Consider the following 16,270-nt stretch of genomic DNA (forward strand, 5'->3'; position numbering starts at 1 on the left):
TGGGCGACGCGGGCTCATACGCGAGGGGAGCGCCCGGCGTCCGTCCTGGCAAGGTCGGAGCCGGTGCGCTGGTGAACCCCGCATTGGCCTACAGTGCCCAGGTGCCTTCGTACAGCATTGGCCAGGCAGCGGAGCTGTTGGCTGTGAGTCCCGAGACCGTCCGCCGTTGGGCCGACGGTGGGGTCCTCACGATGGACCGGGGCGGGTCGGGGAACCGGCTGATCCACGGTGTGAGTCTGGCCGCGTTCGCCAAAGAGCGCGCCGCAGGTCTGCATCCGGTGCCCGGTGAGGTGCTGACGTCGGTGCGGAACTCATTCGCCGGGATCGTCACCGCCGTAAAGGTCGACGACATCGTGGCTCAGGTGGAGATCCAGTCCGGGCCGCACCGGCTGGTGTCGCTGATCAGCCGCGAGTCAGTCGACGAGCTCGGCCTTGAGGTCGGGGTCATGGCAACGGCGCGGGTGAAGTCGACGAACGTGCACATCGATCGGCTGGGCAGCCGGAGCTGAACAGGGACCACTTCGGTCAGCGGCACAGCAGTGCAGCCTGCAGGTCGAGTTTGTGGTCGAGGCGCGACAGGTCCCGGCCGGTGAGCAGCTCGATGCGCCGGACACGGTAGTGCACCGTGTTGACGTGCAGGTGCAGGGCTTCGACGGTGCGTGCCCAGGAGCCGTTGTGCGCGAGAAAGACTTCGAGGGTCTCCAGCAGCATCTACTGCGAGGCGCTGTGCCCGTCAATCGGCGGTCCCGGGGTACGGGCGCTGTAGACCTCGCGTACGTCGGCAGGGACTCCGGCGCCCGGGGTGTCGGGGCCGATGGGCGCCGGGAGCGGGGTGCCGGGTCGTCAGGGCTGCCCCGGGCCCCGGTCGGCCGGGGTCGGCACCCGCAGCGGCTTGGAGAGCCGGGGCACGTTGGTGACATAACGGTGTCGCCGGGCTCCTAGGGCGTGGTGGTTGCGGTGCGGTAGAACTCGGCTGCGGTGACGGTGGCGGGGACACCGAGTTCGGCGGAGACCGCGGTGATCGCGGTGGCGCCGACGGCGAGGTCGGCTTGGCCGTCGATGGTGAAATACGGTGCGATGAACGTCTCGAAGTGGGCTCGGGCTTCGTCTGCGGTGTGTCGGCCGAGGAACGTCTGGATGTGCCGCACCGTGGTGTCGGGTTCGTTGCGCATCGCTTGCAGGGCGCGCCGGTGGGCTCGTACGACGGCCTGGACCGCGGGACCGTCCGGGTGGATGTAGGTGGGGTCGACGGCCACGCCTACGGTGGGGATCTGGAAGTGGTCGCCGACCCAGGCCAGCACCTGCCAGCCGTACTCGGCGGCTACCGCCTCCGGTGCCATGGTGCTGCCGACCAGGGCGGCGTCGATCCTGCCGTCGTGCAGCCAGCGCAGGTCCATGCCGTAGTCGCGGGGTGGGCGGACGATGGTGTGGATGTCACGGTCCGGGTCGAGGCCGGCCTGGCGCAGTACGATCCGGGCGAAGCACCCGGGTGCGGTGTGGGGGGCGTGTACCGCCAGCCGTCGGCCGGCCAGGTCGGCCAGGGAGGTCAGGCCGGGGCGGGCGAGGAACCAGAACAGCGGGCGGTGGGTGTTGACATTGAGTGCGACCCAGGGGATGTCATTGGCCAGTCGGGACAGCAGCGCCCGGCCGAGCCCGATGGTGGCGCCGTGGCGCAGCCGCTCCTCGTCCCAGGAGCAGCCGTCGCGCAGCGCGACGTGGACGCCCTCGTCGGCGTAGTAGCCCTGCTGGTCGGCGATGTAGGCGACCAGTTCCTCGTGCAGGCCCCGCCCGACGTAGGCGAGATCGATCGTGTACATGAACGTTTTCCTTGATCGTGTCACCGCCATACGCCCCCGCGGGCCCGGCTGCTGCGGCCCATGATGCTGAGGTGACGGTGTGCCGGATGCGGTCCGGCCGTCGGCCGGACCGGGACGGTATGGCCCCGTGTGCGGAGGACAGCGGGGCGTCAGTACATGGACATCCCGCCGTTGACCGCGGCCGTGGTGCCGGTCATGAAGGTGTTGTCCTCGCCGGCGTAGAAGGCGACCGCTTGGGCGACGTCGCCCGGGTGTGCCAGGCGGCCCAGGGGGGTAGCGGCCACCTGCCGCTGCTTGTGCTCCTCGTCCAACACATGCGCCATGCGGGTGTCCTCCACCGGGCCGGGCTCGACGACGTTGACCGTGATGCCCCGCGGGCCCAGTTCCTGGGCGAGGTACCGGGCGAACTGCGCCAATGCGGCCTTGGCCGTGCCCAGGGCGATCATGCCCTCCCGGGGCCGGCGGCTGAGGCCGGTACCGAGATAGATGATGCGTCCCCAGGCCTGTTCGGTCATGGCGGGCAGGACGGCTTTGGTGACCGCGAACGCCGCACGCATCTCGTCGTCGAGCTTGCCGCCGAGTTCTTCCCACGTCATGTCCTGGAACGGCTTGATCACATACGGGGTGAGCGCGTTGTGCACAAGCACGTCGATGCCGCCCCATGCCGCCTGGGCCTGCTCGATCACGCTCTCGATCGCCGCTGCCTCGCGCACGTCGGCCTGCACGGCCATGGCCTGGCCGCCTGCGGCCTCGATGTCGGCCACGACCTCCTCGGCTGCCGTGCCGCTGCGGAGGTAGTTGACCACCACGCGCATCCCTCGTGCGGCCAGAAGGCGCGCGGTGGCCGCACCGATTCCACTGCTGGCCCCTGTCACCAATGCCACCCTGCCGGTTGCCCCAGTCACGGGCCCACCTCCTGCTCATCATCGCGGGCCGTCGGCATGAACGCCCGGAGTTTTTCATCGTCGATGCCGGGGTGTGCTGAGCGGATCGTCCCGTAGAGCACGGTGTCGACGGTCGCCCGCAGCAGATCGGCCGCGGTCCAGTCGATTTCGCGCGGCAACTGCGAGGTGAGCAGCCGCTCCAACGCGCCGCGGGTGATCTCACTCAGCAGCTCAGGCGGCGCCGGCAGCAGTCCGCGCCGGTGCCCGTCCCGGGCCCGACCCTCCATGCTGGAGGTGTCGATGCCCTGCTCGATGACGTGCAGCACGGATCGGGAGAGCCGGTCGAGGCGGGTGACCTTCAGAGTGTCGCCCTCGCGCAGCAGTTGCATGACGAGGCCGGGCCTCGGGCGGGACGCCTTCGCGCCGCTCGCGGTGTCGACATGGATGTTGTCGCGGTCGACGCCGGCCCGCAGCAGGGCGTCGATCTGATGATCAGAGCTCTGGTCGGCCGTCGAGATGCGGCAGTAGCCGATAGGCACTGTCGGAAACTACCCCAAGCACCGTTCTCCGACGTTGATTTCCGACGCGGGTTGCCGACACCGCCCATTTGCGGGCTCGTGATCACGGGTGCCCAGCCTCGCCCACCCCTGCCGCAACGATGAGCAACTCGCGTTGACTATCTCCAATAGTCAACTACGGTTGCTTGTATGCCTGCCGCTGAGAGTCCCGTTCCCCGAGAGTCCGCTGACGCCCTGGCGGCCGTCGTGGCGTTGCGGCGCCTTGCTGATCAACTGGAGGACGCCGCAGTCGAGCAGGCCATGCGAGCGGGCTGGAGCTGGCCGCAGGTAGCCGAGGCGCTCGGTGTCACGCGCCAGGCCGTCCACAAGAAGCACGCCAAGCGGCTCATCACGGCCGAAGTCAAGCTGAGGAGGCGCGGCGATGACCGCGTTTGACAAGTATCTGCACGCGGTCATCGTGCGGGCGATACACGAAGCTCGCGAGGATGGATCGGCGACGATCGAGGCCCATCATCTCCTGTTGTCGATCGCCGCGGAGCAGGGGGCCGTCGCACATCAGGTCCTGACCTCGGCCGGGCTCGATCACCACGCTGTCCGCGACGCACTGGACCGGGAGTTCGAGCACAGCCTGAGCTCCGTCGGAGTGTCTCCGGCACCCTTTGACCTTCCCCGGCCGAGCCGTGCTTGCGAGCAGCCCAAGATGGGCGCGTCCGCCAAGCTCGCGCTGAATCGGAGCTTCTCTTCCGTCCGTAAGAAGGAACTGCGGTCGGCACATCTGCTGCTCGGGATTCTGGAGGCCCGGGTCGGTACCGTGCCACGTGCTCTCGCCCTGGCTGACGTCGATCAGGCCGAATTGGTGGACCGCGTACGGCAGGCACTCAGCAACGAGGACGACTGACCGCCGGTGACGGCTGACATCGGATCCGCGCGGCCAAGCAGCTCACGCCACCGACAAGGAGAAATGCACATGCACCAACGTTCCGCTCACACAGACGGCGGCCGGCAGGGCACCGCGGCAGCCAAGGCTGCGGGCACCATGTCCGCACCTGCACCGATCTCAGTGACCGACTGCCACCCAGCGTTCCAGCGTTTACTCAACCAGGCCGTGGATCAAGGCCGCGTTCCCGGCATCGTCGCCGAGATGTGCGACGGCGATCAGCGGTGGTTCGGCACGGCAGGGGTGGCCGACACCGCAACCGGCCGCAAGCGCTCACCGGAGGACCGATTCCGTATCGGCAGCATCAGCAAGACGTTCGTGGCCACCGTGATGCTGCAACTGGCGGCCGAAGGCAGACTGAGTCTGGACGACACGGTGGAACAGTGGCTGCCCGGCGTAGTCCGCGGCCACGACCACGACGGCGGCAGGGTGGCCATCAGGATGCTGCTCAACCACACCAGCGGGATCTTCAACTACACCGATGACCAGGAAGCACTGAACCGTCACGAGACCCACGCCCCCGAGTTGCTGGTGCAGATCGCCATGGCCCATCCGGCCACCTTCGCACCGGGTTCGGACTGGGCCTACTCCAACACCAACTACGTCGTCGCAGGCATGATCATCGAACGGGTCACCGGCCGGGCCCTTGCCGACGAGATCACCGAGCGGATCACCCGCCCGCTCGGCCTGACCGGGACGTACCTGCCGCACGGCAGTGACCCGACGATCCGCGGGCCACACTCCCGGCACTATACGAAACTGTTCCGGACCGACCCCGGCGCCCCGATCCACGACGCTACCGAGTTCGACTCCACCATGTTCTGGGCGGCCGGCGGCATGATCTCCACCGTCGAGGATCTCAACCAGTTCTTCGGCGCTCTGCTGGGTGGCCGCATACTGCCACCGGATCAGCAGCGCGACATGTTCACCACGGTGCCGACCCACGGCTGGATTTCCAACGCCACCTACGGTCTCGGCGTCTCGTCAGTGATGCTCCCCTGCCGGGAAACGGTCTGGGGCATGGGGGGTGCGCTCTTCGGTTCCTGGTCCTATACCTACGGCGCCCGCGACGGCATACACATGGTCACCGCCAACGTCAACGGTGATTGGGTCGACAGTGGTTGGGACGACCCCATCGGCATCTTCACTGATCTCCTCCAGACGAAGTTCTCACGCCCGAGCGGTACCTGAACATCGCAGTCACGGTGCCGGTCGTGTGGTTCGTGCCGGGCCTCCTCGCTGAGCCTCGAGGCCCAGGCCGGTTCGGCAAGGAGCTTCTGGAGCAGCAGGGTGTTGATGTGGACGAGGCTCGACTGGAGCAGGTGCGGAGCGAGCATCGAGGTCTCGGCGTGTTCCCGGGCCGGTCAGAGCGCCGTCCTCGCCGTAGTGCAGGACCGAGTCGGCGCTGCTCCAGTCTCCACGACCTGGAGGCCGCCGTGAATCTCGCGGCGCAGGCCGGGGCTGGCGAGGTAGTCGCGGGCAAAGAAGGTGCGGACAGCCCGGCCGAGCTCTTCCAGGGCGGCGTAGGTGGGGTGCTTGGGGCTCGGCCGGGCACACCTCGGTGGCCAGCCACTCAATCAGGCGATCCTCGTCCGCCCGCATGGACGGCCAAAACCCCAGGGCCTCGCGGATCTGCTTGCGGTGGTACTCGGCGGTCCGGCCGGTGAACACGTACTTCGTGAACTCCGGGAACCGGCCCCCCTGCTCGAAGAGCTTCAGGGTCAGGGCTAAGCCGAGCCGCCTCGGACCGCTCTTGTTGGCCACCAGGGCCCAGTCACCGTCCACCAGCGTCCAGCACGCCACCACGCCTTCCGGTGACCACTCCTGCCGCTTGCCCTGCCCTTTCTTGCCCCGGGCCCCACTCATTCGGCCCAACGAGAGAGCCCACAGCAGGGAAACGGCAGCCCGAGGTGCCCAGAAGCTACCCGGCTCATGCATGTGCCCGGGCCGGGCGATCCGTGGGCGGATGACCGGAGGATGCCACAGAGCATCTCGACAGGACCTCACAAAAGCGAGGCCGCAGACGGATATTGCCTCATAGTTGCGATTCCATGGGGCGATGGCGGGGCATATCTTCTGACAGCCGCCCTGCGGGCCGTCCGACCTGGGGAAGCCGATGAGCCGACACAGCCCGCCACCCCGCACACCTCGTGTACGTACCGCTTCTCTCGCCCTGCGCGGGGATGTCGACCGACCGGCCACGCTGACGGTGCGGGACCTGCGGGAGGGATGGGAGCAGCACCGAGCCGAGATTGTCTTCGACTGTGCCACCAGCGGCCCGCAGCGCCACAGCTTCGAAGGTCCACTGCTGCGCGAGGTGATCCTGAACGCCGGCCCTGCCTTCGACCCGCAACGACGCAAGGATCGTTCCCGTTTCCTGCTGGCTGTCACCGGCGGGGACGGCCACCACACGGTGCTGTCCTGGGCGGAGATCGACGCCGACTTCGGCAACGTCCCTGTCCTGCTCGCCACGCGGATGGACAATCAGGAACTGGACGCGGTCGGTAGCCAGCTCGTGGTTCCCGCCGACCGCTGCGGCGCGCGCTACATCAGCGCCATCACACGCGTGTGGGTCGGGGCGTGGACAGCTCCCGATCAGAACGGAGTCGTCTCCCGCCCGAAGATCAGACCGCAGCCAGGGAAATCTCCGTCGACTTGATCAGCGCGACGACGGACGCTCCGCACGCCAGGTGCAGATCTTCGCGACCTGCACCTCGGGACAGCGAGTCCCGCCCACAGGAGCTTTGGGCCTTCCTCTGAATAGCCAGGCATCTGCTATGGGGTTTCGCATTACAGATTGTGATTGTGCCGCCTATGGGCACATAGACACGTCCGCTTTGACCACGCGCGGCCCGGGTGAGGGCCGTGTGCGGCTCCTTCCCGCAACAACGGATGAGGAGCCGCCGCCATGGCCAAGATCCTGTGCGTGCCGGAATACCGACTTCGGCCTGCCGCTGGGCGGCACGCACCGGGCGTGGGTCGCCGAGCGACGCCGTGTGCGCTGAAGCGTGCAGTGACCGCTTCGGACAGCCAAATGCGAACGCGGGCTCAGTGCATCGACCGGTGCAGTCGCCGACTTCTACACCTTGCGGGCGACGAATCCCCACTGGTCGACCGGTTCAAGGTCCTCTTCGTCCGCTCGCCAGAGGGTGATCGACCCGAATCCGGGCTCGACCAACTCCATCCCGTCGGCGCTCGCGAGGATCTCCTCCGGCTGGCGCACCAGGTATGGCGGAGTGTCGCCCGCCGCGTAAGCCTGCTGCGCAGCCAGCGTCTGGGGCGTGGCGACCGTGTCGCAGAGGACCAGATAGCTGCCTGCCACCGTGCCGGCCATGTACTGGTGCATGAGGTCGATGCCGGCCTGGGGCTGGAGGTGTCCCAGTGTGGACAGCACCATCACGGCCACGGGTCGTGTCATGTCCAGGGTGCGCGCCGCCTCCTGGAGCACCCGCTTGGCTTCCAGCATGTCCGCGTGCACGTAGTCCGTCATCCCGTCTGGTGCACTTGTCAGCAAGGCACGGGCGTGTGCCAATACGAGCGGGTCGTTGTCGACGTACACGATGCGAGCCTTCGGCTCGACGCTCTGCGCGACCTCATGCGTGCTGTTTTGCACGGGAAGCCCGGTCCCGATGTCAAGGAACTGGGATATACCCGCTTCGGCCAGATACCGCACCGCACGTGCCTGAAAAGCCCGTGACGCCAGGGCAAGTTCCCGCGTCTGGGGGTAGCTCGCGATTACTTGATCTCCGAGCTCCTGGTCCACCGGGTAGTGGTCCTTGCCGCCGATCCAGTAGTTCCAGACGCGGGCTGAGTGCGGAACAGCGCTGTGGAATTGGCCTGCGTTGTATGCCTCGTGTTTCATAACACCCTCTTCTATCACGGTTGTTAACGCCTCACGCCGTGCGGCGGCCGGCACCACTCTGCGCGGTCTCGTCGACCAGGCCCCGTCACACTTGCACCGCTACCCGGACGCCGGGCACTTCTGCGTCGAGCTCAGCCCTGGCCCATGGTCACGGGCACGACCCCGTCGGCATGTACACGCCCACTTGCACATCCAGTACTTCAGCGCCCGGCGAATGTGACGGCCCTTCTGGCGTTCTTGCCACCTTTCGCACCCACGCCCCGATCCCTCGATCCGACCGGGGCGGTGCACGTCAGAACAGAACAGCGCTCTGAACTGGTCCTGGAGCAGCAAGGGTTGCTCGATTCCGAATGGAGAAAACAGCCTCCGAGCCGGAGTCTGCCGGTCCTCGAAACCATGCCGCCGGCGTGCCGCTCGGCAGGGACGACGACAGCCCTGCCGGGTGGGCTGCTTCTGCCCCGGGCCGTCTCGCTCAGCCCACCGCCACCGGTGACGATCCGCCCGCCGCGGCCACGCGGGGTGCCCCGGTACCGTCTGCGGGGACGGTCCAGATGTCGCTCGCCCGGCCGGCCGCGCCCGGCAGCGCGTAGGCGACCGTGTCGTCGTCCAGCCAGGCCGCCTGGTCGTCGACACTGCGTGACTCGGCGAGCGGCGTCTCACGCATGGTCCGCAGGTCGAGGACGTACAGCCGCCAGGGCGCGGCCGGGTCGTCGGAAACCTTCTTCTTAAAGGCGACCCGGGTGTTATCAGGCGACAGGGAGGGGCATTCGGCATTCTGCCGCAGCGCCTTCGCCGACCAGTCCCTCATGTTCCCCTCGACGAGGTAGGTGCGGCCCTTGGTGGAGACGGTCGCGTAAAAGCGGTTGTCGTCGCGGGCGAAGGTCACCCCCCAGTAGTTGACGTCGGGGGCGTGGTAGCGGACACCGTCGATGGTGAGGGGGATCTCCTCCATGGACTTGATGAGGTAGCCGGTGCGCAGGTCGAGGACGGCGGTCCGCGTGGAGAAGGCGGTGGTGGCGTAGGAGTCTCCGGTGGCGAACACCGTCCAGGACAACATCCGCCCGGAGGCGGAGACGCGGGCGCGGGTGGGAACGCCCGGCACGGTGATCCGGCGCATCTCGCGCAGCTGCCGGTCGAGAACGATTGCGTATGTCTTCGGCAGCACCCCGGGCTCGGCGCGCAGACAGAGCGCGGTATCGCCTGAGGCGTAGAACCGGTCACAGGCGGGGCCGCCGGTGGTGCGGGCGCCGGGGGTTCCGGCGAGCGGTTGATGCGCGACGCGTCCTGTGACCGTGTCCCGGAAGTACAGCGCGGGCCCACCGAGAGTGAACGAGGGGTCTGCGTCGGCTCGTTGCCCCTCCGACCGCTGTTCCGCGTGCAGGGCGTACCAGACGGAGCCGCCCGCGAGGAGTAGCACCGCGGCCACCACGACGGCGATACGGGCCCGTGGGCCGAGCGGGGTCGCGGGTCCTGGGAACCTGGCACTCATGCGGTCCGCCTCTCGGGGATCGGAGCTCCCGGCCCCTCGGGGGCCGGGGTGCGGGACTGGTTGCGCGGCAGCAGTGCCCAGCCGCCCACGAGCGCAGCGAGCAGGGCCGATATCGCCGCCCACAGCGCGGGGCGCGCCCCCCACACCGTCCACGCGGCGCCGAAGCCCGCGGCGGCGAGCATCCGGGCCAGCGCCTGGCCGGTCTGGAGCAGGGCAAGTCCGCCCGCCCTGCCGTCGGCGGGCAGCACTGGTCCGGCGAGGGCCATCAGCACCCCGTCGGTGGTGGCGTAGAAGACGCCCAGCAGCACGAGGGCGGGCACAAGGAGAAGCGGGGCCGAATCGCCGGTCGGGGCGAGGAGCGTGGCGTACACGCCGAGCAGCGCGACGTGTCCGTACAGGAACGGCAGCCGTCGGCCGACCCGGTCCGCGATCCGGCCCGCCGGGACCGCGAGCAGCAAATAGCACGCCGCCGCGCCGAGCGGCAGCAGCGGGAACCAGCCGACGGAGAGGTCGAGGCGGCGCTGGAGCAGGAGGTAGACGAAGGCGTCACCGACGGTGGCGGCACCCAGCAGGGCGGCGGCTCCGAGAATCCGCCGGAAGGCGGGATCACGCAGTGCCCCAAATGTCTTTCGTGTACGGGGAGTCGAGTTCGTGGGTGGTGCCGGGTGCCCCCCGGGAACGTACAGGACGAGGATCAGTACCCCGAGCAGGCCGACGCAGAAGCTGACGACGAACACCGCGTCGTAGGCGTCGGCCGTCGCCCAGAGCAGGGCGAACGCGGCGAGCGGGCCGAGCAGGGCGCCCGTGGTGTCCATCGCCCGGTGCACGCCGAAGGACCGGCCGAGCGCCTCGGGTCGGCTGCTCAGGGTGATCAGTGCGTCACGGGGCGCCGTTCGGATGCCCTTTCCGACCCGGTCGGTGGCGAGGGCGGCCGCGATCCCGGCGGTGGCGCCGCCCGCGAGAAGCAGGCCGAGCCGGGAGCAGGCGGAGAGGGCGTAGCCGATCCCCGCGACCCGTTTGTGCCGGCCGCCGCGGTCGGCGGCGTGCCCGCCGAGCAGCCGTACGACGGCGGCGGCGCCGTTGAACAAGCCGTCGAGGAAGCCGAATTGGAGGGGTGAGAGACCGAGTCCGAGGACGAGGTAGAGCGGCAGCACCGCGGTGACCATCTCGGAGGAGATGTCGGTGACGAGGCTGACCGTGCCGAGTGCGAGGACGGTGCCGGGGACCCGCCGGCCCGCCCCGCCGGTGCGGGGCGGGGCCGGCGTGTCCCGGCGGCCTGTGGTCGCCAGATACATCAGTGGCAGGTGTACTTCGGGCTGGTGTCCTTGTTCTTGCCGTCGGTGCCGACGTAGTTCCAGCTGTAGCCGGAGTCGGTGAAGTCCATCTTCAGGACGCCGTATTCGCCGCTGATCCGCTTCTGGCTGTTGGGCTGGACCTCCTCGATGGGGTAGGGCTCGGCGCCGCCCATCCCGCCGACGATCTCGGTGATCCCGTCGGCGACGGCCTTCCCGTCGGGGTTCTGTGGGGCGAACCGCTCGTAGTGGTGGTCGTGTCCGTTGAGCACGAGGTCGGCCTTGGCCCCGTAGAGGATCTTCCAGACCGGCCTGCTGACCGGGTCGTTGCCGTGTCCGCCCGAGGAGTACAGCGGGTGGTGCCAGTAGGCGGCGATGCACGCCTTGCTGTTCTTGGCGAGGTCGGCCTTGAGCCAGTCGATCTGCGCGCTCTGGTCGAAGGAGTTGGAGTCGAGGGCGATGAAGTGCCAGTTGCCCTCGTCGTAGCTGTAGTAGCTCTTGCCCTGGGGGTACGCGATGGCCCCGAAGTACGCCTTGTAGCCGGCCAGCGCCCCGGCCGGGTCGTACGTTTCGTGGTTGCCGGGCACCGGGCGCGTCTTGTCCTTGAAGGCGCCCCAGGTCTTGTCGTAGTAGGCGCGGAAGTCGGCGATCCGGGCGTCGTCGTACTGGCTGTCGCCCATCGTCAGATAGAACTTCGGATTGAGCTTCTGGGCCAGTGCGGCGGTCTTGGGGTGGGCACAGTCACTGTCGGAGGCGGTGCACTGGGCGGCGATGTCACCGGCGGCGACCACGGTGAAGGCACCGGTCTGCGGGGGCGCGCCGTCGAAGGTGCCGTACACCTCGGCCTCATGCAGCGAGTAGCCGTAGGCAGTGCCGCGCGCGATGCCGTACACGCGCAGGTAGCGGCCCTTGCCGGAGAGGGCAGACCAGTCGTCGGTGCCGCCGTTCCCGGCCGTCTCATTGGCGAGCTGGGTCCAGGTGGTGCCGTCGGCGGAGATCTCGATCCGGTACGCCTTGGCGTACGCGGCCTCCCAACTCAGCGCCACCCGCGTGACGTCGGCGGTGGCACCGAGGTCGACACGTATCCACTGCGGGTCCTCGCCCTCGGCGCTCGCCCAGCGGGTGGCCGGGTCGCCGTCGAAGGCGTTCTGCGGCCCGAGGCCGGAAGCTTCGCTGGAGGAGGCGGTGGCGGGCTTGCCATGCGAAATAAGGGGGTCGGCGGCGGCGTCGGCCCGGTCGGGGTAGGCGAGCAACAGGCTTCCGACGAGGAGGAGTACGGCGGCGATGACCACGCCCACCGTACGGCGCCGCGTGGGCGTGAGGAGTGGAGCTGAGCCGTTCAGGTGCATCCCTGGACTCCTGGCCTTGGGGGTGGCGAGAGCTGGGCATTGGTGCATGACCTCGCGCCCCGACCCTCGTGCGGGCAGGGGGCGACATCATGGTGGCCGGGCCAGAGCTCTCACTGAGCGCGTCATGCCTACGGGGCAGGCACCGCGCCGGGCCACCACCCGGGATGCTAGCGAACAGTAAACTTTCCTACCAGTCCCCCAATTCCCTTCGCAGTGCATCCTGTTCACCCACCGAGCGGACAGACCCGGCCCGGATGTCCGGGCTCCGGACCGGTGGGGTTCCCCGACCGTAGCCCTGCCCTGCGCGGTGGCTCAGGCGGCGAACACCCCTCGGCATCCCGCGGCCGTCACGGATGAGATGAGGGGGATGCGGCGCCGGCCACCACGGCGCCGCATCCGTGCGGCACGTCTCACCGCGCCTTGAGGGAGACGGGCACGCTGCACACTCCGCCCAGGAAGTTCGAATAGATTCGGGCCGGCTCACCCGCGGGTTCGAGGTCGGCGACGAGGTCGCGCAGGGCTTCGAGCACCGCGCCGATTTCCAGACGGGCCAGATGCGAACCGAGGCAGAAGTGCGCGCCGCCGCCGCCGAGGGCAACGTGTTTGCTCGGCGACCTCGACTGCGCTTCGACCGGCGGCTGACCGACAAGGTTGCGGGCGCGGTGGTGACGGGGCGCCGCCACAGCCATGTCGAGACCTACTCCCATCTGCTCAACAACATTCTCCTCGATCGGATGATCGTGGCTGAACGGGGTACGGAAGCTGGACGCGGCGGCGCCGGCCGAACCGAGCGAGGACGTCTGGGACACCTACCGGCTGTGGCCGCTGGCCGCGGTCGCTCTCCACGTCAACCGTGAAGTCCTGCACACGGCGCGGAGATCGCACTGCGGCGGGACCTGTACGCGGCCGGTGCCGCGTACCCGGTCGGCGCATCATCCCCGGCCGGGGGGGGCCGGCCTCATGCCCTCGTCGCGCGGCCGGCGTGATCCTTTTTTGACCCGGCGAAAAGGATCACCTCGAATCACTCGCCTCGTGGTGGAGCCGGTGACAAGGCCGAATTCCGGGCGTCGGGAGCCATCGATCTCCGGCACCACGGGTTCCGAGACACCCTCCACCTGATGTTCCGGCCCGTGCCGGGACGCCCGGCACTCTCCTGGCGTCGCCGGCAGGTCGTTCTGCGGCCGCCCCTACCGCAGAACGACCTCCCTCATCCGGGCAACCACCGCATGAACCAAGACCGTTCTCCTCTGTTGCTCGGGCTGGGCGAGCCGGTACACGCGCTGCTGACGGGGAGCTCACCGCAGATCATCCGCGCGCTCTACCCGGGCGCCCCGGCCGCCCCCATCGATCAGGTGCCCTTCGCGGGAGCGACCCGGCCCGCGCAGGGCGACAGTTCGGCCGTCAGCCAGCGGAAGACACGCGGCACCTGACGTTTCCACAGCCCGACGGTGTGCGGCCCACTCACCTCGGCCACCACCACCCGCGTCGGGGGCGCTGCCGCCCGCCGCAGCGCGAGGCCGTCACGGTAACCGTCGTTGCGCCCGCCCGAGAGGTAGAGCGCGACGCACGGCGGGGTGGCCGCGTGGCGCAGGATCCACAGCGGGTTGTTGACCCGCCGCAGCTCCGGGTCCCGGCCCGTGAGGGAAACCCGCTCGGCGGCCGGGTCATTGTAGCCGGAGAGGCCCACGGCGGCTCGGTACCGGTCGGGGTGGGCGAGCGCCATCTTCACGGCGCAGTGTGCCCCGGCCGAGTACCCGGCCACCGCCCAGCCGCTCGCACGGCTCTGCGCGCGGAAGGTATCGGTCACCATCTGCCGGACGTCCACGCTCAGCCAGGACTCGGCGTCCACGACGCCCGGCACATTGGCGCACCCGGTGTCCTGACCCGCCAGCAGATTGGTCCGCGGCTCCACGAGGATGAATGGGGCGATCTCCCCACTCCGCATCCCGGCTTCCAGCTGCGACTGCACCTGCAGGCTGCCGAACCACGCCTTGGCCGATCCGGGGAAGCCGCCGAGGAGCTCGACCACGGGGAACTTCCGGTGCCGGAAGGCCGGTTGGCCGTACTGCGGCGGCAGCCATACGTACACCTCTCCGCGCACCCCCGACACCCGACCGCTCAGCTGGGTGACGCGGACGCCCCGGCCCATCCGGGCGTCGTGCGTCAGGCTGAAGTCCTGTGCGACCTTCGGCTCATTCGCCAGGTGCTTGTGATCCCCGAGTCCGTCGCGCCCGAGATCGGGCGCCGCGACGATGTGGTGTCCGGTGCCGAGCAGGTCGGCCCAGCTGTCGTACAGGCCGTTGGTGTTGTTGACCATCACGAAGACGCTCAGCACGGCTGCCGCCTGCGCGAGGACGACCATCACCATGCGGACCGCGCCGCGCACCGCAGCGGGGCCGCGTACCCGGCTCCACAGCAGCAGGGGAAGCAGCACGGTGACCACGGCCAGCGCGATCGTGGCCAGGAAGAAGGGTGTCCCCGTCAGGCTCATCACGTCTGGGAGGATGCCGTAAGCACCTCGCTGGTTTACCCGTCTTTCCACCTTTTTACGTCGGACGCGACAGACCGTGGAACGCCGTGTTGACGCCAGGAACCGTCGGCCGGTGTCCCAGCCCGGTCCGCCCGGCGTGCGACGCGAGGAACCAGCGCGCGGGGCGACGCGCGAATCACGAGCGGAGCCAGAGACGTAGGGCAGGAACGGTCACGGTGCCGTGAAAGACGTACGCCCTCTTGTCGAAGCGCTTGACCACGGCCCGGTTGATCTTCAACCGGTCAGCCGGCGAACCCCGGCACCACCAGACCGGACTCGTACGCGATCACCACCGCGTGGGTCCGGTTCTGCGCGCCGAGCTTGGTCAGCACGTTCCCGACGTGCGTCTTCACCGTCTCCAGGCTCACCGTGAGCGACTCCGCAATCTCCGGGTTGGACAGGCCGGTGGCCATCAACCGCAGCACCTCCTCCTCCCACCCCGTCAGCGCCGCCTTCGGCAACGCCTCGGCGGAGCCCAGCGGGCGCGCGGCGACCATCCGGCGCAGTGCCGCCGGGAAGAGGATCGGGCTCCACCACCGCGCCCGCGTGCCGCAACCGGTCGAACAGCTCAGGCAGGTCGGCCAAGGTGCGGGTCGGCGCTGTCTCCGCCTCCTGCTCGCGCAGCACGCCCAGCACGTAATCCAGATCCTCCAGCGCGGCCCGGGCCGACTCCTCGATGCTGCGCAGGGCGGCCCGCGCCGCCACCGGGTCGGCGGAGAGCACCTCGCCCGCCACCGCGGCCTGGATCGTGGTCGCCGTCAGCGTGTGCCCGATCGAGTCGTGCAACTCGTGGGCCAGTCGGTTACGTTCGGCCAGCCTCAGCTCCCGCTCGGCCGCCAGCGCGAGCCGCTCAGCCGATGACGGTCCCAACAGCCTGGGCGCCAACCACCGCAGAGCGTTCGTCACCACCGCGCACGCAGCCGCCGCCAGCAGCACACAGCCGAGCGCCACCGCCCAGCTCTGCCAGCCACTCTCCGCCCGCACCGACCAGCCGAACAGGCTCAGCCCCGCCTCGGCGCGGAGCCAACCCACCGGGAGGGTCAGGCCCGCGAGAAACAGCACACCGCTCACCAGCGCCCCCGTCCACCCCAGTGCCACGTGCAGCAGCAGCCAGAGCGGAGTCCGCCAGCGGTCGACTCCGCATGGTACGGCGGGGGTCGGCGCGGCAGCAGGGGCCGGCACAGGAGTCGGCTCAGTGCCGGGTGAGCTCGCGGGCTGACGTGCGGCCACGGGATCCGGCAACGGCACCCTCAGCAGTCGACGGGCGGACGCGATCAGCGTCCGCCGCGTGGTGCGGGCCAGCCCGACCACGCCGATCAGTGCTGCCCAGACCAGCAGAGTCAGAACGGCCTGCACTCCATATGGAGCGGATGGCCACGCCAGCACCGGCAGCATCGAGAAAGGCAGCAGTGGAAGACTCGCCAACGCGCCGCAATAGGCGAACAGCACACCCGAATACGTGGAGCCGCGCAGCAGCGGCCGAATTCCCCGGATCATAATCGGCCAGTATGACCGGATGGTTCATCGGAGGCCTCCCCCGATCGAGGGAGCATTTTCTCCCGCCTTCCCGCGATATGCACCCGAGCCCCGGG

General features: G+C 69.2%; 15 protein-coding genes and 4 pseudogenes. 5 read left to right on the plus strand and 14 right to left on the minus strand.

Translation table 11 applies throughout. The annotated features are described in order from the left end of the window. Positions 1-101: 101 nt before the first annotated feature. On the plus strand, positions 102-509 hold the full coding sequence (locus ACZ7IB_RS30225; RefSeq protein ID WP_470916966.1) for a TOBE domain-containing protein: 408 nt from the start codon (positions 102-104) through the stop codon (positions 507-509). Between the two features lie 16 nt (positions 510-525). On the opposite strand, the pseudogene ACZ7IB_RS30230 reads toward ACZ7IB_RS30225, so the two are convergent. From ACZ7IB_RS30230 to ACZ7IB_RS30245, 4 genes and pseudogenes are all read right to left on the minus strand, one after another. After that, positions 526-795: pseudogene (locus ACZ7IB_RS30230) on the minus strand (PucR family transcriptional regulator); the annotation flags it as partial. 143 nt (positions 796-938) lie between these two features. After that, positions 939-1,817, minus strand: a complete 879-nt coding sequence (locus ACZ7IB_RS30235) for an ABC transporter substrate-binding protein (protein WP_470916967.1) — start codon at positions 1,815-1,817, stop codon at positions 939-941. 149 nt (positions 1,818-1,966) lie between these two features. After that, positions 1,967-2,722, minus strand: a complete 756-nt coding sequence (locus tag ACZ7IB_RS30240; RefSeq protein WP_470916968.1) for an SDR family NAD(P)-dependent oxidoreductase — start codon at positions 2,720-2,722, stop codon at positions 1,967-1,969. Continuing rightward, positions 2,719-3,240: a recombinase family protein gene (locus tag ACZ7IB_RS30245; protein WP_470916969.1), complete on the minus strand. Its 522-nt coding sequence runs from the start codon at positions 3,238-3,240 to the stop codon at positions 2,719-2,721. The genes ACZ7IB_RS30240 and ACZ7IB_RS30245 overlap by 4 nt, the downstream gene beginning before the upstream one ends. A 168-nt stretch (positions 3,241-3,408) precedes the next feature. On the opposite strand from ACZ7IB_RS30245, the gene ACZ7IB_RS30250 reads away from it, so the two are divergent. The 3 genes from ACZ7IB_RS30250 (at position 3,409) to ACZ7IB_RS30260 (ending at position 5,347) form a co-directional block, all read left to right on the plus strand. Then, the gene (locus tag ACZ7IB_RS30250) at positions 3,409-3,654 is read left to right on the plus strand and encodes a hypothetical protein (protein ID WP_470916970.1); all 246 of its coding nucleotides are present in this window, start codon (positions 3,409-3,411) and stop codon (positions 3,652-3,654) included. Beyond that, positions 3,641-4,117 carry a Clp protease N-terminal domain-containing protein gene (locus ACZ7IB_RS30255; RefSeq protein WP_470916971.1) on the plus strand — a complete coding sequence of 159 codons (477 nt, stop codon included), beginning with the start codon at positions 3,641-3,643 and terminating at the stop codon, positions 4,115-4,117. Before ACZ7IB_RS30250 ends, ACZ7IB_RS30255 begins: the two co-directional genes overlap by 14 nt. 69 nt (positions 4,118-4,186) lie before the next feature. Then, positions 4,187-5,347, plus strand: coding sequence for a serine hydrolase domain-containing protein (locus ACZ7IB_RS30260; protein ID WP_470916972.1), 1,161 nt, complete (start codon positions 4,187-4,189; stop codon positions 5,345-5,347). 173 nt (positions 5,348-5,520) lie between these two features. Here the strand turns inward: ACZ7IB_RS30260 and ACZ7IB_RS30265 are convergent, their stop codons facing one another. After that, positions 5,521-5,733, minus strand: coding sequence for a Tn3 family transposase (locus ACZ7IB_RS30265; protein ID WP_470916973.1), 213 nt, complete (start codon positions 5,731-5,733; stop codon positions 5,521-5,523). A gap of 539 nt (positions 5,734-6,272) precedes the next feature. Between ACZ7IB_RS30265 and ACZ7IB_RS30270 the strand changes: the two genes are divergently transcribed. After that, positions 6,273-6,815 carry a molybdopterin-dependent oxidoreductase gene (locus tag ACZ7IB_RS30270; protein ID WP_470916974.1) on the plus strand — a complete coding sequence of 181 codons (543 nt, stop codon included), beginning with the start codon at positions 6,273-6,275 and terminating at the stop codon, positions 6,813-6,815. Positions 6,816-7,235: 420 nt separating this feature from the next. Here the strand turns inward: ACZ7IB_RS30270 and ACZ7IB_RS30275 are convergent, their stop codons facing one another. From ACZ7IB_RS30275 to ACZ7IB_RS30315, 9 genes and pseudogenes are all read right to left on the minus strand, one after another. Further along, entirely contained in the window at positions 7,236-8,018 is a 783-nt protein-coding gene (locus tag ACZ7IB_RS30275; protein WP_470916975.1) for an SAM-dependent methyltransferase, read from the minus strand. 472 nt (positions 8,019-8,490) lie between these two features. Further along, complete coding sequence (locus ACZ7IB_RS30280) at positions 8,491-9,507, minus strand: TolB family protein (protein ID WP_470916976.1); 1,017 nt, start codon at positions 9,505-9,507, stop codon at positions 8,491-8,493. Next, positions 9,504-10,802, minus strand: coding sequence for an MFS transporter (locus ACZ7IB_RS30285; RefSeq protein WP_470916977.1), 1,299 nt, complete (start codon positions 10,800-10,802; stop codon positions 9,504-9,506). The genes ACZ7IB_RS30280 and ACZ7IB_RS30285 overlap by 4 nt, the downstream gene beginning before the upstream one ends. Then, positions 10,802-12,148, minus strand: a complete 1,347-nt coding sequence (locus ACZ7IB_RS30290; protein WP_470916978.1) for a discoidin domain-containing protein — start codon at positions 12,146-12,148, stop codon at positions 10,802-10,804. Before ACZ7IB_RS30290 ends, ACZ7IB_RS30285 begins: the two co-directional genes overlap by 1 nt. A gap of 410 nt (positions 12,149-12,558) precedes the next feature. Continuing rightward, positions 12,559-12,957, minus strand: a complete 399-nt coding sequence (locus tag ACZ7IB_RS30295) for a hypothetical protein (RefSeq protein WP_470916979.1) — start codon at positions 12,955-12,957, stop codon at positions 12,559-12,561. 539 nt (positions 12,958-13,496) lie between these two features. Then, complete coding sequence (locus ACZ7IB_RS30300; RefSeq protein WP_470917045.1) at positions 13,497-14,639, minus strand: alpha/beta hydrolase; 1,143 nt, start codon at positions 14,637-14,639, stop codon at positions 13,497-13,499. Positions 14,640-14,814: 175 nt separating this feature from the next. Next, a pseudogene (locus ACZ7IB_RS30305) lies at positions 14,815-14,916 on the minus strand (IS5/IS1182 family transposase); the annotation flags it as partial. A 4-nt stretch (positions 14,917-14,920) separates the two neighbouring features. Next, positions 14,921-15,202: pseudogene (locus tag ACZ7IB_RS30310) on the minus strand (response regulator transcription factor); the annotation flags it as partial. A 145-nt stretch (positions 15,203-15,347) separates the two neighbouring features. Beyond that, positions 15,348-16,175 (minus strand): annotated as a pseudogene (locus tag ACZ7IB_RS30315) (histidine kinase); the annotation flags it as partial. Positions 16,176-16,270: the final 95 nt, after the last annotated feature.

It is taken from the genome of Streptomyces sp. NPDC037301 (assembly GCF_055602785.1).

Excerpts from the sequence above, each read along its gene's own strand:
- ACZ7IB_RS30275 (WP_470916975.1), bottom strand. The coding sequence starts at position 8,018 with ATGAAACACGAGGCATACAACGCAGGCCAATTCCACAGCGCTGTTCCG.
- ACZ7IB_RS30285 (WP_470916977.1), bottom strand. The coding sequence starts at position 10,802 with ATGTATCTGGCGACCACAGGCCGCCGGGACACGCCGGCCCCGCCCCGC.
- ACZ7IB_RS30290 (WP_470916978.1), bottom strand. The coding sequence starts at position 12,148 with ATGCACCTGAACGGCTCAGCTCCACTCCTCACGCCCACGCGGCGCCGT.
- ACZ7IB_RS30235 (WP_470916967.1), bottom strand. The coding sequence starts at position 1,817 with ATGTACACGATCGATCTCGCCTACGTCGGGCGGGGCCTGCACGAGGAA.
- ACZ7IB_RS30255 (WP_470916971.1), top strand. The coding sequence starts at position 3,641 with ATGACCGCGTTTGACAAGTATCTGCACGCGGTCATCGTGCGGGCGATA.
- ACZ7IB_RS30260 (WP_470916972.1), top strand. The coding sequence starts at position 4,187 with ATGCACCAACGTTCCGCTCACACAGACGGCGGCCGGCAGGGCACCGCG.
- ACZ7IB_RS30280 (WP_470916976.1), bottom strand. The coding sequence starts at position 9,507 with ATGAGTGCCAGGTTCCCAGGACCCGCGACCCCGCTCGGCCCACGGGCC.
- ACZ7IB_RS30250 (WP_470916970.1), top strand. The coding sequence starts at position 3,409 with ATGCCTGCCGCTGAGAGTCCCGTTCCCCGAGAGTCCGCTGACGCCCTG.
- ACZ7IB_RS30270 (WP_470916974.1), top strand. The coding sequence starts at position 6,273 with ATGAGCCGACACAGCCCGCCACCCCGCACACCTCGTGTACGTACCGCT.
- ACZ7IB_RS30300 (WP_470917045.1), bottom strand. The coding sequence starts at position 14,639 with ATGAGCCTGACGGGGACACCCTTCTTCCTGGCCACGATCGCGCTGGCC.